The sequence below is a fragment of the Streptomyces swartbergensis genome, assembly GCF_002148965.1.
GTDB lineage: Bacteria > Actinomycetota > Actinomycetes > Streptomycetales > Streptomycetaceae > Streptomyces > Streptomyces swartbergensis.
This window is the reverse complement of sequence record NZ_NGFN01000136.1, coordinates 1-21,442: the sequence shown is the minus strand read 5'-3', so window position 1 is coordinate 21,442 and position 21,442 is coordinate 1. Positions and strand designations below refer to the sequence as shown.

The window sequence follows — 21,442 nt, the reverse complement described above, 5'->3', positions numbered from 1 at the left end:
GGGCCGAAGGGGGGCGCCGCGTACGGGATGCCGCGGAAGACCGCCACTCCCCGCTCGTATCTGCCGCGTACGGCCCCGTACGGGCTCCTGACCACGGGATCCGTCTGGCCTGCCGTCATACGCCCACCAGCCCTTCGCCGCGCTCGTGCACCGGAAAGACCAGAGCATCACATCGCTCCTGGGTATTCCGGCGCACAAGCCGGCTTGACCGCTATTTGGCGGAGTCCTGGGCGGCGGACACGCTATTTGGCGTACATCAGCGTGCCGAACCCGAGCTGGTCGAAGCCGCCGCTGGTGGTGCCGTAGTCACCTCCCCCGCCCTCGGGGGCGATGGAGAAGCACATCTGGGAGATGTACTTGTCGTCGAGGAGCAGGCGCCGGCCGTAGTGGTAGTGGAGCATCGCCCACACCGGGCGGACCTGGCCGCGGGATCCGGAGCCGATGACGGTCTGTGACTGCTGGGCGCAGTTCTGGCCGCTGCCCCAGGTGTAGGTGGTGTAGGGCACGTTCATGTTCAGGTTGTACTTGGCGACGTACTGGGCGGCCTTCATGAAGCGGCGGCCGTCGTAGGAGTACAGGTCTTCGCCCTGGTTCCAGGCCATCTCGCACAGGGCGCCCATCTGGCCCATGCCCATGACGGTGTGGCCCTGGTCGCGGCCTGACTCCTGCCACTGGCCGAGGTCGTAGCCCTCGACGCCCGGGTAGAGGAACGGCACCGCGCGCCGGATCTGGCCGTTGCCGCCGCCGTTCTTGAAGTAGTTGACGGCCTGGTCGTACTTGGCGCCGTCGTCGCACAGGATCCCGATGGCCATGATGGAGGCCATGTTGCACAGGTCCCAGTTGGCCCAGTAGTTGGTGATGCAGGCGTCGTTGTGGCCGGTGAGGAACTGGTTGTTGAGCGGGTAGAAGACGTTGAGCATCATCGTCTTGAACCGGTTGAGGTCGAACCCGGCGTAGCCGCGCATGAGCTCGGCGACGTTCGCGAACTGCCAGCCGTAGAGGCCGGCTGCGAGGAACCGGTCGGCGTTTCCGGTGATGCTGGTGAGCGTGGACGACCAGGCGTTGAGGATGCGCACGGCGCAGTCGGCGTTCGCGGCGGTGCCGCCGACGTGCCAGCGCAGCGCGTTCTGGTAGGCGGCGTGGATGTCGTTGTAGAGCTGGGGGTAGTTCTGGCCGTCGCCGCCGCGGATGATCGTGGCGGTGGGGCGGGGCGTCCAGGTGGACGCCGAGTGGGAGTTGGCGGTCAGTCTGCGCCAGCCGGAGGCCCAGGGGTCGTCGCCGGCGGCGACCCTGACCTTGGCGCGGTTGATGTCGCCGGCGTTGTGCAGCATGCCGGGGTGGGTGAAGGCCGCCGGGGCCGCGTCCGCCGTGGTGGCGGTGGCGGTGGCGCCGAGGGCGAGGGCCGCGGTGAGGCCGCCGGCGGTCTTGAGCAGACCGCGGCGGCTCACCTGGCCGCCCTCGTGGTGCGTGTGGGGGGACGTGCGGCTCATGTGGGGTTCTCCGATCCGTGGAGGACTACATGGGGGTGATGCTCACCTCGTCGAACTCGGTGGTGCTGTGGGTCAGGGGGCTGCGGGAACAGACCACGAGGCCCACGTAGTAGGGGGCGTCACCGAAGCCGGGGATGTCTCCCTCGGCGAGGGGGGTCCAGGTGGCGCCGTCGTCGGACGAGACGGATGCGGTGAAGTGCGTCCCGGTGCGCTTCAGCCGCAGCAGGCAGGGGGCGGTGACCGCCGCGTTGCCCGTGAAGGTGGACCGGCCGGCGACGGTCGTGCGCAGCATCAGCTGGGCGCTCGTGCCGCCGGTGACGATCGTCCCGGCCGCCTGGTCGAACGGCGACAGGGACTTGGCCATGAGCAGGCCGACCCGGTCGCCGGTGGCTCCGGCGCGGGAGATCAGGCGGGCGGTGACCTCGCAGTCACCGGTGACGGGCCGTCGTACGAACTGGCCGGTCATGCCCTGGTTGTTGACCGTGAGGTCGGTCCCGGCGCCCCGCACCACGAACGTCCCGTCCTCGTGGGCGGTGCTGCCGGGGGTGCGGACGGCGACCACGCCGAGGGTGCCGTAGGCGCGGTCGTCGAGGATGACGTCACCCAGGTCGCCGTAGGTCCAGGGCGCGGGCGGCGGGGTGCCGACCGTGAGGGTGAGGGTGCCGGTGGCGTCTCCTGCGGCGTTGCCCGCCGTGGTGGTGACCTTGAAGTTGCCCGTCTCGGTGGGTGTCCCGGAGATCAGGCCGGTGCGCCGGTCGACGCGCAGGCCGTCGGGCAGCCCGTCCGCGGCGAACCGTATGGGTTCGTGCGAGGCGCGCAGGAGGTGCTTGAAGGGCACGCCCTTGCTGGCGAACGCCATGGTGGCGGAGGTGAGTTGCGGCTGGGAGGGTGTGGGCATCGTCGCCGTGGCGGACTCCGACAGGGGGCCGCGTCCGGCGCAGTTGGTCTTGGCGACGGCGTAGTGGTACGTCGTGCCGGGTGTGCCGGTGGCGTCGGCGTACCGGACGCGGGTGCCGAAGCCGACCGCGCCGATGCCGGTGGCGATCGTCTCGTAGGGGCCGTCGGCCGTGGCGGCGCGCAGCACCTTGTAGCGGGCCGAGAGGTCCGGGTCGGTCCAGGCCAGCTCGACCGCGTCGGCGCCCGCGACGGCCCGCAGGTCACCGGCGGCGGTGGCCGGGCGGGGCACGGACCAGACCTCGCCGGCGGTCCGGGAGACGACGCTGACGTTGTCGAAGGCTCCGGTGCCGGTCTCGGCGTACTCCTCGTCGATGCCGAGGCAGGAGGTGAGGGTGAGACCGACGTAGGCGGTACTGCCCAACTCGACGACGCTGGAGCCGACTTCGGTCCAGCGGATGCCGTCCGGGGAGATGGCGCCGGTGCAGCGGTCGCCCCGGCGGGTCACGCGGACCCAGTACGGCATGCGCATGCGGTAGCCGTCGCCCGCGCCCTCGACGTACGGCGCCTCCAGGGGGGTCGCCGACTCGGGCAGGGTGCCGAAGGAGGAGATCGGGAAGCCGGCGCTGGTCGTGATCGCCTGCTGCTGGGTCGGCGGCACGGGCGTGCTGCCGGTGCCCTTGATCCCGGCCCCCGCCTCGGGCCGTACGGACCACACGCCGCTCCAGGTGTGCAGCGGCAGGCCCTGGATGAGCATGGCGGCGTGCGCCGCGTCCGCGTCCAGGCCGGCCCGTATCGTGACGCCGATCCTGGAGTACTGCGAGCTGAGCGGATACACGATCCGCGCGGTGATCGTGCCGTCGCCGCGCAGAGGCAGGTAGGCCAGGCGGTGGGTGTCGGCCGTGCCGGACGCCTCCAGCACGAACCGCTCGCCGTCGAAGACCGCCGAGCCGGGGATCCTGACGTCCCCGACGTCCCGCGTCTCCCAGGGGTCGGGCAGCCCGGGGACCGCCGCCGCCCAGGCCGAACGGGCGCTGGTGCCCCCGGAGTTGGTGGCGGTGATCCGGTAGTAGGAGGGCCTGCCCGCTCGGGCGTCACGGTCGGTGTACGCCGGCTTGTCGAGGCCGGTCGCGATCGTCTCGTAGGGTCCGTCGGCGCTGGTGGCGCGCAGGACCGTGTACGACTCGGCCCACGCCGACGGCACCCAGGTCACGGTGACGGACTTGTCGCCGCCGCCCACCGCCGTGACACCGGCCGGAGCCGTGGGCCTGGCCGGGGCGGGGGCCTTCGTGCCCGCGAAGGTGAGGGTGCCCCAGCTCGGCAGGTCGTCGTTGCTGCCCTCGACGACCCGGGCGCCGCCGGTGCCGCGGAAGACGGCCGCCTTGGTGTAGGGGGTGTCGAGGCCCCGGACGCCGGCGTAGTGGGCGTAGGCCATCTCGTAGATCGGCGGCAGGTTTCCGCGCCCGACGGCGGAGACGGACTTCTTGACGTACTTGCCGGTGCGGTCCAGGTCGGGGACGAAGGGCACGTCGCCGCCGAGGTTGTAGCGGGCGGCGTACTCGACGTTCTTCAGCAGCCGGTTGTCGTCGAAGGCGTACAGGTCGACGCCCTGGTTCCAGGCGACCTGCGCGGCGTCCGCGAGCAGGCCGACCGCGAGCTGCTCGTGGCCCTGGTCGCGGCCGGACTCCTGGCCCTGTCCCGCGTCGGTGACGATGCGGTGCGCGACGCTGCCGTTGCCCCCGCCGGCGGCGGCGAAGCGCAGCGCGTCCTCGAAGAGGGTGGCCTCCTCGCAGAACACGCCGATGGCCAGGATCGACTGGACGGACGTCAGGTCCCAGTTGCCGTTGGCGTAGAGCATGTAGCCGGAGATCGCCGGATACCAGACGCGCAGGAAGGACTCCTCGCAGCGTGCGATGTCCTCCTTCGCCCAGCCGTCGTAGCCGCTGTGCCGCAGCAGTTCGGCGGCGTTGACGAACTTGAAGACCTGGAGCCCGGCGCCGAGCGGCCCGTCGGCGCCGGTGACGGCCGTCAGGGACGCCGACCAGGCGTTGAGGATGTCGCGGGACTTGTCGGCGTATGCCCGGTCGCCTGTGACGCACCACATCAGCGCGGTCTGGTAGGCGGCGGCCGAGTCGGCGACGGCCTGGTTCTGGAAGTTGGTGGGGCCGCGGCCCCAGGAGGTGATCTGGCCGGTGTTCTGGATGGTGTACGTGGCTTTCGAGCGGGCGTGGGCCGCGAGCGCGAGGTAGCCGTCGTAGACCGGGGATTCCTTGGCGGCGACCGCGGCCTTCATACGGGCCAGGTCGTCGGCGCTGTGCAGCAGCCCGGGGTGCGTGAAGGCGCGGAACCCGGCGGTGCCGTCCTGGGCGGCGGCCCGGGCGGTGCCGGGCGCGAGCAGGCCGCTCGCGCCCGACACCAGCAGCAGGGCGGCCGCGCCGCCGAGGAAGCCCCGGCGGCTCGGTGCGGGGGTGCTCATGGAGGTGCTTCTCATGGGGACGGTGCTCATGACGCGGCGGCCGCCGCGGCCTCGGCGGTGGTGAGGAACCTGAGGTTCGTCACGTGCTCGTTGACGAACATGGGCACGCCGTCCGAGGCCAGATACCACTTCGGCTTGCCCGTGCTGTCGGCGATCACCTTGCCGTTGACGCGGAGGTTCTCGAAGGTGACGTCCTTGATCGCGTGCTCCGCGTCGAGGCCGGCGATGATCGAGAGGTCGGCGTTCTTGCCGTTGTAGCTGAGGTCCTTGATGTAGACGGACTCGATGCCGCGACCTGCCGACGTGTTGTACTTCGGGTTGTACTCGACCCGCATGTGGATGAGCTGGCCCCAGCGGAAGTCCTCCACGCGGATGTCGTCGAACCTGACGTCCCGGACGATGTTGCTGTCGCCGACCATGAAGGCGATGGCGCCCTGGTAGGTCACCTGCGGCTCGCGGTGGTCGAGGATGTCGATGTTCTCGTAGCGCAGGTTCTCCAGCATCTCGGGGGTGTCGGAATTGCCGTGCACGCCGATGTTGATCGGGTGGGCGACATCGGCCCAGAGGGAGCAGTTCTTGACGGTGATGTTGCGGGTGTCTCCGTAGAAGTCCCAGCGGTGGGTGTAGAGGGCGACGCAGTCGTCGGAGGTGCGCAGGAAGCAGCCGTCGATCGTGACGTTCTCGGAGCAGTAGAGCTGGATGCCGTCACCCCAGCCCTGGTGACTGAAGGCACGCAGATTCCTGATGGTGAGGTTCCTGGACTCGGCGACCCTGATGTTCTCGTACCGGGGGTTGAGGATCGTGACGCCGTCGATCGTGACGTTCTCGCACTTGCGGACGAAGACCGCGCCGCCGGTCGTGTCGTAGACCACGCCACGGCCGATCAGCCGGGCGTTCTCCACGCCCTCGAAGATCACGTTGGAGGTGAGGACGGCGCCCGGGGCCAGGTAGACGGTGGTGCCGCTGGGCACCTTCAGGGTTCGGTCGGGGTGGGTGTGCAGACCGGGCCCGAAGTACATGACCTTCTTGTCGCCCTCGGTGGGCACGTCCTGCTCGATCGGGTTCGCGAACAGGTGCAGGCAGTCGAAGATCTTGTCGTCGATCTGGACGACGAGGTTGCGGGGCCGGTCCAGGGTGAAGCGCGCGGTGCTGCCGAGCACCTCGGGCTTGATGCCGTACGAGTCCGGGCGGATGCGGACCTTCTCGCCGCCGCCCGGGTTGTACGTGACCTCGACCTCGACGGTGCCGGAGAAGTCGAAGGCGGCCCAGGAGGAGCTCTGGGCCCTGTTGCTGCCGGTGTTCGCGTCGATCAGTGCGAGCTTGGCGAGGTAGACGCCGAGCTTCTGCCAGGTGCCTCCGAGCGGCCGGACCTTGACGGTGAAGGAGTTGTTGACAGGCACCTTCGGAAGGGTCGGGTGGATGACCACGCTGTCGCCGGTGGTGCCGTTCTCGTCCGCCGCGGCGGCCTGTGCGCTGCCCGCGATGCTGCCGGCCAAGCCGGCGGCAGCGATGACACCGGCGGCCTGGAGAGTGGTCCGGCGTGACAGGGGCGTGTTCATGCGTAACTCCTTGCAAAAGGTTCGGTAAGAGGGGTCACTTCAGTCCGGTCGTGGACATCCCGGCGACGAAACCGCGCTGGGCGATCAGGAAGATCAGCAGGATCGGCACGACGTACATCACGGAGGCCGCGGCCTGGAGGTTGGCGACGGGTGTTCCGGCCGACGTCACGTAGGTGGTCATGACGGCGACGGCCAGCGTCGACTTGTCGGTCGACAGCAGCAGCTGCGGGGCGATGTAGTCGCCCCAGGACCAGGTGAAGGCGATCACGAAGCTCGCGGACAGCACCGGCCAGGACTGCGGCAGGAAGATCCGCCAGAAGATCGTGCCGTAGCCGCAGCCGTCGACGATCGCGGCCTCCTCCAGCTCACGGGGCAGCCCGGCGAAGAACTGCCGGAAGAGGAAGACCAGATAGGGAGCGGCGGCCAGTCCCCAGAACACCCACGGCCAGTAGGTGTCGACCATGCCGAGCTTGGCGAAGATCAGGTAGGTCGGCAGCAGGGTGATCATCTGGGGCAGCATCATCGAGCCGATGAGGATGCCGAACAGCGTCTTCTTGCCGGGGGCTTCCAGACGGGCGAAACCGAAGCCGACCCAGGCCGAGCTGAGTGTGACGAGCACGGCGTAGATCAGGGCGATGATCAGGGAGTTGCGGGCGTAGCCGAGGAAGTCGATCAGGTTGAAGGCGTCCACGAAGTTGTGCCACTGGAAGGTGGTGGGCAGCCAGTGCACGGGCGAGGCGGCCAGTTCCGCCGAGGTCTTCAGGCCGTTGAGGATCAGCCACCCGAAGGGACCGATGAACAGCCCGGTGAGGGAGACGAGGACCGTGTAGAGGACGAGGCGGTTGACGCGCACCCGGATGCGGGGCGTGGACGCCGAGGACTTCGCGGGCAGGCTGGTGGCGGTCACTTCTTCGCCTCCGGGTCGACGTTGTAGAACACCACGCCGGACGTGAACTTGAAGATGAGTCCGGTCACGATGAGGATCAGAACGAAGAGCACCCACAGCAGTGCGGAGGCGTAGCCGTAGCGGCCGAGCGCGAAGTACTGCGAGAAGACATGCATCATGTACAGGTAGTTGGACTGCGGCAGGGCGGTGACGCCGGCGGTGGTGCCGTCCGGCGACAACAGCAGCGGCATGATGGTCTGCACGGAGGCGATCACGCCGGTCACGGTCTGGAAGAGCAACACCGGCGACAGCAGCGGCACGGTGATGCTGCGGAAGGTCCGCCAGGCACTCGCCCCGTCGATCCGGGCGGCCTCGTGGAGCTCCCTGGGCACGTCCTGGAGCCCCGCCAGCGAGATGATCATGACGTTTCCGGCCGCCCACAGCACGCTCATCAGCAGCACGTAGCGGGCGTAGGGGTCGGCGAGCCAGCCCAGCGCGTCGAAGCCGAACAGGGTGATGACGCCGTTGGCGGCACCGGAGTTCTGGTCGAAGAGCGCCTTGAAGGTGAGGCCCACACCGACCGGAGGCACCACGGCCGGCAGGTAGAGCAGGGTGCGGAACAGCCCGCGCGCCTTGACCGGCCGGTTGACCAGGACGGCCAGCGCGAGCCCGGCGATGATCGACAGCGGCACCGACGTGATCGCGAACAGGCCGGTGCGGCCCAGGGAGTTCCAGGTCTGCGGGTCGGAGAACAGCTCGCTGTAGTTGCCGAGGCCGACGTAGCGCCAGTGCGGCGAGATGCCGTCGTACGTGGTGAAGCTCAGCCACAGCGCGTACGCCATCGGCACGATCGTCAGCAGCAGGAAACCGATGATCCAGGGAGCGGTGAACAGGTAGAAAGCGCGATGCCTGCGCGCGGTCATGGAGATCCGGGGGCGCTGCGCCGGCGTGGCGCGGCCGGCACTCGCGGCCGGGCCGGTCCGCCCCGTGGCGGGTATCTGGTCGACCGTCATCCCACCTGCTCCTTACCGCGCTTGAGCTGCTCGTTCATGGCCGAGTTCAGGCGGCCCGCGAGAGTGTCGACGGACATCCGGCCGTTCATCGCGGCCGGTGCCTCCTGGTTGAAGAGGGCGTAGAGCGAGTCCGCCGTGGCGTAGGGGGTGTAGGCGATCACCGAGAAGTGCTTCAGCTCGGCGTTCTGCACCTTCAGCACGCGCTTCTGGTAGTCCTCCTGGGCCGGCATGAGCGGGCGCAGGGACTTCAGCGTGGGGATGCCCCAGCCGCTGGAGGCGCGGGCCTTGGCCGGTCCCTCGCCGAAGAACCACTCGAAGACCCGCCAGGCGGCGTCCTTGTTCTTCGCCTTCTTCGGCATCCACAGTCCGGTGCCGGCCTGGCAGGGGCTGATCCGCTGACCGCCCTCGAACATGGGAGCCGGGGCGAGGCGGGCGAGTGGTGCCAGCTTCTTGTCGGCGTTGATCAGGCCGCCGAGCCAGTAGCCGCAGTTGGACATGGCCATGCGGTTCGCCTGGAACGTGGGTCCGTCCCAGGTGTTGGGGTCCGGCTGGATGATGCTGGGGCCGACCCTGGCCCGGCCGTACTCGATGTACCAGTTCAGCGCCTTGCGGGCCTCGGGGGTGGTGAAGTCGACGCGGGAGAAGTCGTCGGTGAACAGGCTCCCGCCCGCCGCGGCCGTCAGGCTCGCGAGGAGGTTGGGCGTCAGCACGCCGTTGTAGCTGCCGCCGAAGACGGTCGTCTGGCCGCTCTTGCGCCGGGTGAGCCGCTTGGCGTTCTCCAGCCACTCCTCGAAGGTGACCGGCTCGGTCTCGGGCGGGTAGTCGACGCCCGCCTTGTCGAAGAGGGCGGTGTTGTACCAGAACATGGAGTCCTGGGAGAAGTCCTTCGCCATGCCGTAGCGCGGGCCCTTGCCCTGGGTGCGGCCGTCGAAGCGCCACAAGTCGTTGACCGGGTCCAGGTCGTCGACCCCGAGGATGCTGCTCCGGGCGAAGTAGGGGTCCAGGTCCTCCATCACGTCGCGCGCCGCGAAGTAGGGCGCGTCGGTCGCGCCGACACCACGGACCAGGTCGGGCGGGGCGCCGTTGGTCATCATGCCGATGAGCTTGGTGATGTCGTAGCGCACCGTGACGATCTTGACGCCGATGTCCTTCTGGGCCTGTCTGACCAGCTCCGGGGAGATGTCGTCGGGCTTGACCATCAGCGTGACCGTCTCGCCGCCGCCGCTGACACCGCCGGAGACCTGCATCGCGCAGCCGTTCAAGGCCGCCGCGCCGGTCGCGGCACCGGCCGCGGAGAGGGCGAGGAATCGGCGGCGGCTCAGGGAAGCACCAGCATGTGGGTGCATGAACGCACCACCTCCTTGCTTTCCGGCTTGCTGTGGCAACCGGTTGTTGTGCGTGGGGCAGAGCTTCTTGCCGTCGGGATGGCGCGTCAAGAGCCTTGACGAATTTTCGAAAAGACTGTGTAACCTCGGCGTCATCAGCCTTGGCGTCGGTGAGTCCTGTTTTCGGCCGTCGCGATCAAGCCGCTGGCGGGTGGTCGGACCGGCCTGACCAGGGGCGCCTGGGCTCTCGTCTTGGCAACAAGCTTGGGAACCGGTTGCCGACATGGCCATCCGAGGGCCCGGGTGCCGACGGCGGCGCAGCCTGCCTCCCTCGTCACGCATGGAAACCCTAGTAATCGATTTCCAGAACATGCTCATGCAGAGCCGCCCCGAGGGATGGCGACTCCGACCAGACACTGACAGCTGCCGCCCCGGCCCTGCCGATTGACCGCCGCTTCCTCGCAGATCTACGGTAGAAGGCGCTTTCTGAAACTGTTTCCGTCATCCTCTGCTCCAGGAGTGCCATGCCCAGCCCTCAGCTGCCGCGGGCCGTGTTCGCGATGGACCCGGTACACCTCCCGCTGCTCTTTCCTCCGCCGCTGATGGAGCGGCTGAGGCGCACGGCCGACATCGATCCCGGGTTGGTCGTGCGGGACTTCACCGATCCGGGCGCGGCCGGGGCCCTGGCCTGCGCCGAGGTGCTGATCACCGGCTGGGGCTGCCCGCATCTGGACGCCGGCGCCCTCGCGGCGGCCCCGAAGCTGGACGCCGTCCTGCACGCGGCCGGGTCCGTGCGCTCCCTGGTCGGCGACGCCCTGTGGGAGCGCGGCGTGAAGGTGTCCAGCGCGGTGACGGGCAACGCCGTGCCCGTCGCTGAGTACACGCTCGCGATGATCCTGCTGGTGGGCAAGGACGCCTTCGACCACCGAGAGCGCTTCCGCCGCACGCACGCCTACCCGGGCCCCGCGGAGACCGCGGCGACCGGCAACCTGGGCCGCCGGGTCGGTGTCATCGGCGCGTCCCGTGTGGGCCGCCGACTGCTGGAGCTGCTGCGGCCGTTCGACCTCACCGTCCTGCTGCACGACCCGTACGTGAGCCCGGCCGAGGCCGCCGCCCTCGGTGCCGAGTCGCTGTCGCTGGAGGACCTGCTCAGACACAGCGACATCGTGAGTCTGCACGCCCCCGACATCCCCGAGACCCACCACATGCTCGACCGCGACCGGCTCGCCCTGGTGCGGGACGGCGGCGTGCTCATCAACACCGCCCGCGGCGCGCTCGTCGACCACGACGCGCTCGCCGACGAGCTGGTCTCCGGCCGGCTCAGCGCGGTCCTCGACGTCACCGACCCGGAGCCGCTGCCGGCCGGTTCCCCGCTGTACCACCTGCCCAACGTGTTCCTCACCCCGCACATCGCCGGCTCACTGGGCAACGAACTGGAGCGGCTCGGCCGCATCGTCGTGGAGGAACTGGAGCGCCTGGCGGCAGGGCTGCCGCCGCTCCACGAGGTACGGCACGCGGATCTCGCGCGGGTGGCGTGACGGCTCGGCGTGGCAGGTCATGGGGACCGCCGGCACGGTGGCGCGTCCGGCCGTCATCGCGGGGTGTCCTCCCGCCCGCGGAACGGCGGCGCGTCCGGGCCGCGTCATGGCGGCGCGTCGGCGTGACAGGGCAGGTCGGGCAGGTCGGGCAGGTCGGGCAGGCGCTTCGGCCTGCGTCACGGCAGCGCGTCCGGGCCCGTCATGGCGTCGCGGCATCACAAGGCAGGTCGGGCAGGCGCTTCGGCCTGGGTCACGGCAGTGCGTCCGGGTCACGTCGTGCCGCGCAGGCGCTTGGGCCCGCGGCACGGCAACGTGCCCGGCCAGCGACACCTCGTGTGGGCCCTTCGGCCCACTGCACGGCTGCGCGTCCATCACGTGGCGCGTCGCGCAGGTGCTTCAGCTCCCGCATACGGCAGCGTGCCCGGCCCCGCATCACGGCGGCGGGTCCAGCCAGCGGCACGCCGCGTGGACGTTCGGCCCACATCACGGCAGTACGTCCGGTCAGCGCCACGTCGCGCAGGCCCTCCAGCCCGCCGTCCACAAGCCCTCCAGCCTGGAGTAACCATGGGATACGGTTTCCGCACGGGTGGGGACACAGCCCCGGGGCCGGATCGAGCCGCAACGGTGAAGGAGCCGCAAGGGTGAGTCAGCGCAAGGCGACGAGCGACGCCGGACGGGCGACCATTCGCGACGTCGCGGAGCGAGCCGGCGTCTCCGTGGCCAGCGTCTCGCGGGTGCTGTCCGGCAACTACCCGGTGTCGGAGGAGCTGCGCCGCCGCGTGATGAAGGTGGTCCGCGACCTGGACTACGTGACCAACGCCCACGCCCGTTCGCTCGCCGGCGGCGGCACACCGACGGTGGCGATCCTCATCAACAACATCACCGGCGCCGCGTTCGCGCATGTCGCCAAGGGCGTCGAGGGCGCCGCCACCCTGCGCGGCTGGCTCTCCCTGGTCGGCACGACCGGCGACGACCCCGAGCGGGAGCTCGCACTGGTGAATCTCATGCGCCAGCAGGGCGTGGCCGCGGTGATCCTGCTCGGCGGGGCCTACGACTACGACGAGTACCAGCTGCGCATGGCCCGCTTCGCCCGCTCCCTGGACGCGGCCGGCTCGCACCTGGTCCTGGTGGGCCGGCCCCCGCTGGAGGGCGACGTCCCGGCGACGACCGTCGACTACGACAACGAGGGCGGCGCCTACGCGATGGCCAGCCACCTGCTGTCGGCCGGTCACCGGCGCGTCCTGGTCCTGCCGGGGCATGCCGAACTGACCACCGCACAGGGTCGGTTGAGGGGAGCGCAGCGGGCCTTCGAGGCGTACGGCGTGCCGTTCGACCCGGGCATGGTCCGGCACGGCCCGTACGACTACGAGCACGGGTACGAGGCCGTCGAGGCGGCCCTGCACGACACGCCGGACTTCACGGCCGTGCTCGCGGGGACGGACGTGGTCGCGGCGGGCGCCATGCAGGCCCTGCGCGCGGCGGGACTGCGGGTGCCCGAGGACGTCTCGATCGTCGGCTACGACGACATCCCGCTCGCGTCCCAGCTCACTCCCCAACTGACCACCGTGCACGTGCCGTACGAGGAGATGGGCCGCGTCGCGCTGCGCGCGGTGGCGGACCGGCGCGAGGGCGGCGCGGGGCGCCGCAAGAGCGCCGACGGCGACCACCTGGTGCTGGGCACGCATGTCGTGGTCCGCAACTCGGTGCGGCCGCCGGGTCGGCACGGATAACGCGCAGAGGTCGTTACGTAACCGTTTTCCGAGGTCTTTGCAGCTCGTTCGAGGTCTCGTCAACGTGGCCGCCGTGGCCCTGCGCCGATGCGTCCGGCACCGCACTGACCTGCGGGTATGCGAGGCCCTGCAGGAGCGGACGGCGCGTGTTCGGAGATAACCCGGCGGACAATCCGCCGTAACAAATTGCCGCGCACCTCTTGCTAAGAGTCGAGCTCCCCGCCTACCGTCCCAGCAACCGCTTACTACAGCTTCTGCTTCCGCTTGGCCGAACCCCCCGCAACCGCGAGCCGACGGTTTCCGGCCGCCGTTCCTGGCCAGCACACCGAGCCGCTGCCGTCCTCTCGTTCTGAGAACGCCTATTCCGAAGGATCACGGTCAGATGAACTTCACCAGCCCCCGGAGAAGGTTCGCCTCCGCCGCTGTCGCGGGCATCGCGCTGACAGGTCTCCTCTCCGCCTGCGGCGGATCCGGCTCGGGTGACGACGCCGCGTCGAAGTCCGGCCCGGTCACCCTCCCCTTCTGGGGCTGGGCCAACGGCCAGGAGGCGGTCGTCAAGGCGTTCAACGCCTCGCACAAGGACATCCAGCTGAAGTACACCAAGGTCACCGACCAGCTGACCATGCAGAAGCAGCTGACCAACGCGGTGAAGGCCGGCAACGCCCCCTGCCTGGTGCAGAACACCGCCGAGTACGTGACGAGCTGGGTCTCGCAGGGCGCGCTCGCCGACATCACGCAGTACGTCGAGGGCGAGAAGGACAAGTTCAACACCGGCGCCTGGGCGAGCGCGCAGGTACAGGGCAAGCTCTACGGCGTGCCGACCAGCTCGGCGCCCCAGTTCACGATCTACCGCACGGACATTTTCAAGAAGTACGGCCTGAAGCCCCCGGCCACCTGGGACGACTTCATCGCCGCCGGCAAGGAGCTGAAGAAGCACGGCATCAAGATCACCAACTACGCCGGTGAGGACCCGAGCACCCTGGAGGTGCTCGCCATGCAGGGCGGCGCGCACTGGTACTCGATCGACGGCGACGCCTGGAAGGTGAACTTCCAGGACGAGGGCACCCTCAAGGCCGCGAAGGTGATCCAGGAGATCATCGACAACGACCTGAACGCCAAGCTGTCCTTCGCCGACTACGCGGCCGTGCAGCGCAGCTACGACACCGGCGCCACCGCCACCCGGCAGATCTCCACCTGGCAGATGGCCGGCATGGTGCAGAACTTCACCAAGTCCTTCGGCGACTGGGCCCTGGCCCCGTGGCCGACGTACAAGGGGGAAGCGCCCAAGACCCCGGCCGGTACGAACCTGACCGGCAGCGTGACCCTGGTGACCGAGCAGTGCAAGAACCAGGAGCAGGCCGCGCAGGCCGCGCTGTGGATGTCGACGAACCGTGACGCGGTCAAGACGATGGCGAGCCCGGAGACGGGCAACGGCGTGATGCCGGCGCTGGCCGACAGCAAGACCTACGTCGGTGAGTCGATCTCGCAGAAGCTGCTCGGCAAGAACTACGAGCCGGCGCAGAAGGTCGTGACGGACAGCCTGGACACCGTCACCACCGACTGGACCTTCGGGCCCAACTGGACCGCTATGTTCACCGAGCTCCAGGCGGGCTGGGCCAAGGTCGTCAGCAAGGAGCAGAAGGTCACCGACCTGCTCGCGCACATGCAGCAGTGGACGGTCAAGGACCTGAAGTCCCGCGGTATCAGCGTCAAGGGCTGAGGCATTCTCGATGATTCGCTCCATGCGCTGGAAGGGTGCCGCGTTCACGGTGCCCTTCCAGCTCGGCTTCGTCTTCCTGTATCTGCTCCCGATCGGTTACGCCGTCCACGAGTCGCTGTTCACGGAGAAGCAGTCAGGGCTCGGCCTCGGCGGCACCACGACGGAGTTCGTCGGGCTCGACAACTACACCCAGGGGCTGACGGACTCGGCGTTCATGAACTCCATCCTGCGGGTGGTGCTCTTCGCCTGTGTGCAGATCCCGTTCATGCTGCTGATCAGCCTGCTGCTGGCGCTGTTCCTGGACGCGCTCACCTCCAGGGTGGCGAGCCGGTTCCGGATCCTGCTGCTGGTGCCGTACATGATCCCGGGCGTGGTCGCGGCGATCGTGTGGGTCAACCTCTACAGCCCGGACGTCGGCCCGCTCACCCCGATCGGCAAGGCCCTCGGCTTCGACTGGAACTTCTTCGCGCCGTCGATGGTGTGGCCGTCCATCGGCAATCTGCTGACCTGGCACGGCATCGGCTACAACATGGTGATCATCTACTCGGCGCTCCAGGGCGTGCCCCGCGAGCTGTTCGAGGCGGCCCGGCTGGACGGCGCCTCCGAGCTGCGGATCGCGCGCAGCATCAAGATTCCGTACGTGCGCGGGGCGCTGGTCCTGACGGGGCTGCTGTCGATCATCCAGATGCTCCAGATCTTCAACGAGCCGGCGCTGTTCCGGAACATCACCCCGCAGACGGTCAGCGACAGCTTCACCCCGATCATGATCATCTACAACCAGGCGTTCAACGCGGGCAACTACAACTACGCCGCCGCCCTGTCCGTGCTGCTCGCCCTGATCCTGGGCGTGGCCTCCTTCCTCTTCTACCGGCTCACCTCGAAGGAGGCCGACTGATGGTGCTGACCGAGCACACCACCGAGCGGCCCCCCGTCCGCAGCGTCCGGCGCCTGAACCGCCCGGACGCGGCCTCCCGCGGGCGGGGCGGTCAGCGCTTCCTGCTGGTCGGGCTGATCCTGGCCAGCGTCTACAGCCTGTTCCCGGTGTGGTGGCTGATCGTCGCCGCGACCAAGGACCGCACGGCGCTGTACCAGAGCAACGGCCTGTGGTTCTCCGGCTGGCACCTGTGGGACAACCTGCAGCAGGTGTTCACCTACCAGGACGGCATCTTCCTGCGGTGGACGGCCAACTCGTTCCTGTACGCCGGGGTCGGCTCGCTCGGCGGCACTCTGATCGCGCTCGCAACCGGTTACGGACTGGCCCGGTTCGACTTCCCCGGCCGCAATGTGATCTTCGCGTGTGTCGTGGGCTCGTTCCTGATCCCGATCGCCCTGCTCACGCTCCCGCTGTACCTGCTGTTCTCGGCGATCGGCATGGTGGACACCCCGTGGGCGATGCTGATCCCCTGCCTGATCAACCCGTTCAGCGTGTATCTGGCCAAGGTGTACACCGAGGCCACGGTCCCCTACGAGCTGCTGGAGGCGGCCCGGATCGACGGCGCCGGCGAGCTGCGGATCTTCTTCAGCATCGTGCTGCGGATGATGACGACGGGCGGCGCGACGGTGTTCCTGCTGGCCTTCGTCAACACCTGGAACGCCTTCTTCCTCCCGCTGACCGTACTGCGCGGCAAGGAGAACTGGACGCTCAACCTGGGCCTGTACAACTGGACCGGCACCCGCCTGGAATCCGGCATCGACCTGACGGGCCTGGTGCTGACCGGCGCGCTGCTGTCCATCGTCCCGATGGCGATCATGATGGTCGCGATGCGCCGCTACTGGCGGTCGGGCGTGACGCTCGGCGCCCTCAAGTGATCTCCTCCGTCTCTCCTCCCGGAGCCCTCACGTGACCGTCCTGCACAACCCCGTCCTGCGCGGCTTCGCCCCCGACCCGTCCCTGATCCGGGTCGGCGACTGGTACTACGTGGCGACCAGCTCCTTCGAGTGGTTCCCGACGATCCCGGTCCACCGCTCCCGCGACCTGGCCCACTGGGAGTACGCGGGGCACGTCCGGGGCGCGGCGCCCGGCGGCTCGCTGGCCGGGGTGCCCGACTCCGGGGGCATCTGGGCGCCGTCGCTGAGCTGGGACGGGGAACGGTTCTGGGTGACGTACACCGTCGTGCGCTCGGTCGGCACGCCGTACTTCGACCTGGACACGTACGTCTCGACGGCCACCGACGTGAGCGGCGAATGGAGCGTGCCGCGCCGGGTCGCGAGCCACGGCTTCGACCCGGCCCTGTTCCACGAGGACGGCAGGTTGTGGCTGCTGAACCTCCAGAACGACCACCGGCCGGGCGGCCGGCGGTTCGCCGGGATCGTCGTCACGGAGCTGGACCGGGACGCGCTCGCACCCGTCGGACGGACACATCTGCTGCTCCAGCACGATCGGCTCATCGAGGGACCGAAGGTGGTCCGCCGCGCCGGCTGGTACTACCTGGTGCTCGCGGAGGGCGGCACGGGCTGGGAGCACGGCGTGCGGGTGGCCCGCAGCCGGGAGCTGACCGGGCCGTACGAACTCGACGAACGGCCCTTGCTGACCACCCGGGACGACCCGGACGTGCCGTTGCAGAAGGCCGGGCACGGCGAGCTGGTCGAGACGCAGGACGGGCAGTGGCTTCTCAGCCATCTGACGGCCCGTCCGCTGCACACGCCGCAGGGCCGCCGCTGCCCGCTCGGCCGGGAGACCGCGATCCAGGCGGTGACCTGGGACGCGGAGGGCTGGCCCCGGCTGCGGCAGGGCGGCTGGCACCCGGCGGTGGACGTCGACGTACCGACGCGGCCGCACCCGCTGCCTGCGGCCGCCCCGGCCGAGGACCTGTCCTGGCCGTGGAGCACCCTGCGCGAGCCGCCTGACCCGTCTTGGGCCGACACGACGGCCCGGCCCGGCTGGATCCGGCTGCGCGGCCGGCACGGGCCGGAGTCCCGCTGGGCGAGCAGCCTGCTGGCCCAGCGCATCACCGAGCACCGCGCGGAGGCCGAGGTCACCGTCGAGGCACGGCCGGTCACCTTCACGCAGGCCGCCGGGCTGGTGCTCTGGTACAACCCCGAGGCGTACCTCAGCCTCGACCTGACCTGGGCGGAGCCCGAGGGCGAGCCGCAGTGCGGACAGCAGTGGCGGGGCACGCCCGGCGCGGGTGGCCGCACGGTGCTCAGTCTCGTGGAGCGCGACGAGGAGGGCACGCGGCAGGTGGCCGTCGTGGAGGTGCCCGGGGAGGCGGAGGTGCCAGGGGAGGCGGCCGTGACGCTGGGGGTGACGATCGAGGGAGCCGAGGCACGCTTCTGGCATCTGCGGGACGGGGCGCGCACGGAGATCGGACCGGCCCTGGACTTCAGCCGGCTGTCCGACGACCACGGTTCCCGGCTGCGCTTCACCGGTGCGATGGCGGGCATCCACGCCCGGGACCTCGTCGACGCGGCGTTCACGGCGGACTTCACCGGGTTCCGGCTGACCTGCTCCAGCTGACCTTTCCGGCCTCCCCGCACACCCGCCTGAGTCGATGTTCGGGGTTTCGAAAGTTTTGACCGGCGAGAACCCGTGAATTCACTTGTCTTCCCGCCGTCCTGCGCCGCACCTAGAGTAGGAAGCGCTTTCTGTCGGCTCGGACTCCGGACCGCGGTGAGCAGCGCTGGTCGAAACTTTCCACGGCCCTCGGGCGGGCCGGAGAGGTGGGGTTCCCGATGGTCCGTACGGCGAGTGCGAGCGTGGCGGCAGGTCCGACGCTGGCGGTCGTGGCGCGTGAGGCGGGGGTGTCGGTGCCGACCGCGTCGAAGGTGGTCAACGGCCGCGAGGACGTGGCGCCCGAGACCCGCCGCCGCGTCACCGAGGCGCTCGACCGGCTCGGCTATGTGCGCAGACCCCGGTTCGACGCGACGAAGGCACCCCGGCTGGTCGACCTGGTCGTCCACTCGCTGGAGAGTTCCTGGTCGGGCGCGGTGCTGCACGGGGTGGAGGAGGCGGCGCACGACGCGGGCCTGGAGGTCGTGGTGTCGGCGGCCCTGACCCGCACCCGGGCCGGGCGCCCGGAGCGCGGCTGGCTGGACAAGCTGGTCGCCCGGGGCTCCTCCGGGGTCCTGTTCAACCTGGCCGAGCTGAGCGACTCCCAGTACGCCTGGCTGGAGCAGCACCGCATCCCGTTCGTGATGATCGACCCGGTCCAGGAACCGCCGGAGGGCGTGGCGTCGGTGGGCGCGGCGAACTGGCAGGGCGGTCTGACGGCCACGGAGCATCTGCTGTCCCTGGGGCACGAGCGCATCGCCGTCATCGCCGGTCACCGGCGCACGATGTGCAGCAGCGCCCGGGTCGCCGGTCACCGCTCGGCGCTCGCGTCGGCCGGGGTCCGCCACCGCGCCGAGTACGTCCGGCACGCCGGCTTCGACGAGAACATGGCCCGCCGCCGCATGCTGGAACTGCTGGACCTGCCCGAGCCGCCGACGGCCGTCTTCGTCTGCTCGGACCGGATGGCGCTCGGGGTGTACGAGGCCCTGGCCGAGCGGGGGTTGAGGGTCCCGGACGACATCAGCGTGGTGGGCTTCGACGACCTGCCCGAGGCGCGCTGGGCCTCACCCGCGCTGACCACGGTCCGCCAGCCGCTGTCGGAGATGGCCGCGACGGCCCTGCGGTCACTGCTGCGCCTGATGGACGGCCACCACCCGGAGAGCACGCGGACGGAGTTGTCGACGCGGTTGGTGGAACGGGCGAGTACGGCGGCGCCGCGGGTGTAGCGCGGGAGCGTTGACCTGTGCCCGGTGGGGCCGTTGCGTGGATGCGTGCCCCCTTGCCGCAGGGCCCGTACCGATCACTCCGCTGATCTGGAGTTTTTGCGCCGGTTGGCATTGAAGCGCGCTTTCTTCTGACGGTTCCCGCACGTGTTCATGTCACACCATTTGCGGGTGCGGCTTTGACTGGTGTCGAAGAAGGCGGCTCGGCAGGTCGGTGATGCGCACAAGGCCAGTTTTCCGTCTCGTTCGCCCGCGATGATGCTGATCGCGTCGGCGGCGATCACGCTGAGGGCATCTTCCACGCAGGAAGCCGAGCTGAGCCGCCAAAGCCGCTCACCCTCGGGCGTCAGGATCGCCGCGGCCCGACCCTGAGCGCTGCAGTCATTGATGACTTGGACAGCAGAGGCAGGGAGAGCGTCCTGGAGCGCGGCCGCTGTCGCGGCGGCGTGGATCGACTCCCTCAGTTCCCGGGCGAGTTCGAGCTGGGCGGGGGTGCAGGAGTCCACGGCGAGGCCGTTCAGCGCCAGCCAGTCGACGAGTCGGTGCGGCGTGGGAATGCGCTCCACAGCGTCACCATGACGCTCCGACAGGGTCCCCGTGAAGCTGGTCGCCAGCACGTTGCCGAGGCGGAAGTCAGGGAACTCGATACGCATGGAACCACCTTAGCTGGTTGCGGCGTGACTCCGGGACATGCTAGAACCGGCATAGCCGGTTCACTGAAGGTCGTAGCCGGTTCCGCGATGGCCAGGAGGCCTCATGCCCAGCCCGACCGGCGACGTACAAGCATTTCAAGCCCACGCGACCGACGCCGATCTCGACGATCTGCGCGCGCGACTGGCAGCGGCGCGGCTACCGGAGCCCGAGACGGTCCATGGCGCCGCGCCCGGTTCTCGCCGTTGGGAACAGGGCGTTCCGCTCGCCGACCTCGTAGATGTCGTGAACTATTGGCGCACCGGGTACGACTGGCGGTCGTTCGAAGAGCGCCTCGACCGGATCGGACAGTTCCGCACGGCCATTGACGATCTGGGAATCCACTTCCTGCACCGCCGATCCGCGCGCGCGGACGCCACTCCTGTGATCCTGACGCACGGCTGGCCGGGCAGCATTGCCGAATTCGTCGATGTGGTGGACGAGTTGGCGGATCCGAAAGACGCGGACGCGCCGGCGTTCCACGTCGTGGTCCCGTCTCTGCCGGGCTTCGGCTACAGCGACAAGCCGGCCACCACCGGGTGGGGAACCGAAAAGATCGCGGCCGCATGGGTGGAGCTGATGGGAAGGCTCGGCTACGGCACGTTCCTGGCCCACGGCGGTGATTGGGGAGGCAACATCACCACGGTCCTCGGCGGCAGGTTCCCGGCGCACGTGCTCGGCATCCACACGACGTTCGCGGAGGGACCGCCCGGGTTGACGACGGACGGACTGACGGCGGCCGAGCGCACGTGGGCCGAGGAGACCCGCGCATTCTACGAGGGGCCCCGCGGGGCGTACGCGAAGCAGCAGGCGACCCGACCGCAGACCATCGGCTACTCGCTCGTCGACTCACCGGTAGGGCTTCTTGCCTGGATCCTCGACAAGTTCGCCGAGTGGTCGGACACCGTGGACAGCCCGTTCGAGACGATTTCCATCGACCGCGTCCTTGACGACGTCACCCTGTACTGGCTGACGCGGACCGGCGCATCGGCAGCCCGTATCTACTACGAAAGCCACAATTCGCTGGACCCCGAACTCCGGGTCGACGTCCCGTCGGCCATCACCATGTATCCCCGCGACATCGAGAAGTGTCCGCGCCTTTGGGCGCAGGAGCGGTACCGGCGAATCGTCCGATGGGGGTCGCCCGAAAACGGGGGACATTTCCCGTCCCTGGAGGTGCCCGAGTATTTCGTCAAGGACCTGCGAGAGGGCCTCGCGGCGGTGCTGGCCGCTACTCGGTGAACGCGGCTGGGTGCCGGTAGCCGCACCACGGTACGCCGACCGGCCGTCACGTAGTACACCCCGGCGCACCGCGCGCAGAGTGACGGTCGCCCGGCCGGCAGCCGCACACCCCTTGCGCGCGCCGCGCGCCCGTCACGGTGGGGAACTGGCCGGAACCGGTCGGCGT

The 21,442-nt window shown here is 69.6% G+C and carries 16 protein-coding genes; 8 read left to right on the top strand and 8 right to left on the bottom strand.

Features of this window, described 5'->3' with window-relative positions:
- The 7 genes from CA983_RS45185 to CA983_RS21865 form a co-directional block, all read right to left on the bottom strand.
- On the bottom strand, positions 1–119 hold a 119-nt coding region (locus tag CA983_RS45185), incomplete at its 3' end, for a carboxylesterase family protein (protein ID WP_143645530.1).
- Between the two features lie 123 nt (positions 120–242).
- Positions 243–1,490 carry an alginate lyase family protein gene (locus CA983_RS21890; RefSeq protein ID WP_086602605.1) on the bottom strand — a complete coding sequence of 416 codons (1,248 nt, stop codon included), beginning with the start codon at positions 1,488–1,490 and terminating at the stop codon, positions 243–245.
- Between the two features lie 25 nt (positions 1,491–1,515).
- Entirely contained in the window at positions 1,516–4,860 is a 3,345-nt protein-coding gene (locus CA983_RS21885; RefSeq protein WP_086602604.1) for an alginate lyase family protein, read from the bottom strand.
- 26 nt (positions 4,861–4,886) lie between these two features.
- Entirely contained in the window at positions 4,887–6,419 is a 1,533-nt protein-coding gene (locus CA983_RS21880) for a glycosyl hydrolase family 28 protein (RefSeq protein WP_086602603.1), read from the bottom strand.
- 34 nt (positions 6,420–6,453) lie between these two features.
- Positions 6,454–7,326, bottom strand: a complete 873-nt coding sequence (locus CA983_RS21875; RefSeq protein ID WP_086602602.1) for a carbohydrate ABC transporter permease — start codon at positions 7,324–7,326, stop codon at positions 6,454–6,456.
- Entirely contained in the window at positions 7,323–8,318 is a 996-nt protein-coding gene (locus CA983_RS21870; protein ID WP_086602601.1) for a carbohydrate ABC transporter permease, read from the bottom strand. The genes CA983_RS21875 and CA983_RS21870 overlap by 4 nt, the downstream gene beginning before the upstream one ends.
- A complete protein-coding gene (locus CA983_RS21865) occupies positions 8,315–9,664 on the bottom strand; it encodes an extracellular solute-binding protein (protein ID WP_086602600.1) in 1,350 nt (449 codons plus the stop codon). Before CA983_RS21865 ends, CA983_RS21870 begins: the two co-directional genes overlap by 4 nt.
- A 503-nt stretch (positions 9,665–10,167) precedes the next feature.
- On the opposite strand from CA983_RS21865, the gene CA983_RS21860 reads away from it, so the two are divergent.
- The 7 genes from CA983_RS21860 to CA983_RS21830 all read left to right on the top strand — a co-directional run bounded on the left by CA983_RS21860 (position 10,168) and on the right by CA983_RS21830 (position 19,347).
- The gene (locus CA983_RS21860; RefSeq protein WP_208637012.1) at positions 10,168–11,181 is read left to right on the top strand and encodes a hydroxyacid dehydrogenase; all 1,014 of its coding nucleotides are present in this window, start codon (positions 10,168–10,170) and stop codon (positions 11,179–11,181) included.
- Between the two features lie 641 nt (positions 11,182–11,822).
- Positions 11,823–12,911: a LacI family DNA-binding transcriptional regulator gene (locus CA983_RS21855; protein ID WP_086602599.1), complete on the top strand. Its 1,089-nt coding sequence runs from the start codon at positions 11,823–11,825 to the stop codon at positions 12,909–12,911.
- Positions 12,912–13,293: 382 nt separating this feature from the next.
- A complete protein-coding gene (locus tag CA983_RS21850) occupies positions 13,294–14,631 on the top strand; it encodes an ABC transporter substrate-binding protein (protein ID WP_086602598.1) in 1,338 nt (445 codons plus the stop codon).
- A 10-nt stretch (positions 14,632–14,641) separates the two neighbouring features.
- Complete coding sequence (locus tag CA983_RS21845; RefSeq protein WP_086602597.1) at positions 14,642–15,526, top strand: carbohydrate ABC transporter permease; 885 nt, start codon at positions 14,642–14,644, stop codon at positions 15,524–15,526.
- Positions 15,526–16,440, top strand: coding sequence for a carbohydrate ABC transporter permease (locus CA983_RS21840; protein ID WP_086602596.1), 915 nt, complete (start codon positions 15,526–15,528; stop codon positions 16,438–16,440). Before CA983_RS21845 ends, CA983_RS21840 begins: the two co-directional genes overlap by 1 nt.
- A gap of 31 nt (positions 16,441–16,471) precedes the next feature.
- Entirely contained in the window at positions 16,472–18,088 is a 1,617-nt protein-coding gene (locus CA983_RS21835) for a glycoside hydrolase family 43 protein (RefSeq protein ID WP_086602595.1), read from the top strand.
- Positions 18,089–18,303: 215 nt separating this feature from the next.
- Complete coding sequence (locus CA983_RS21830) at positions 18,304–19,347, top strand: LacI family DNA-binding transcriptional regulator (protein WP_086602594.1); 1,044 nt, start codon at positions 18,304–18,306, stop codon at positions 19,345–19,347.
- A 74-nt stretch (positions 19,348–19,421) separates the two neighbouring features.
- Here the strand turns inward: CA983_RS21830 and CA983_RS21825 are convergent, their stop codons facing one another.
- Complete coding sequence (locus tag CA983_RS21825) at positions 19,422–19,997, bottom strand: CGNR zinc finger domain-containing protein (protein WP_086602593.1); 576 nt, start codon at positions 19,995–19,997, stop codon at positions 19,422–19,424.
- A 103-nt stretch (positions 19,998–20,100) separates the two neighbouring features.
- Between CA983_RS21825 and CA983_RS21820 the strand changes: the two genes are divergently transcribed.
- Positions 20,101–21,276 (top strand): epoxide hydrolase family protein, encoded by a 1,176-nt coding sequence (locus tag CA983_RS21820; protein WP_086602592.1) that lies wholly within the window; start codon positions 20,101–20,103, stop codon positions 21,274–21,276.
- Positions 21,277–21,442: the final 166 nt, after the last annotated feature.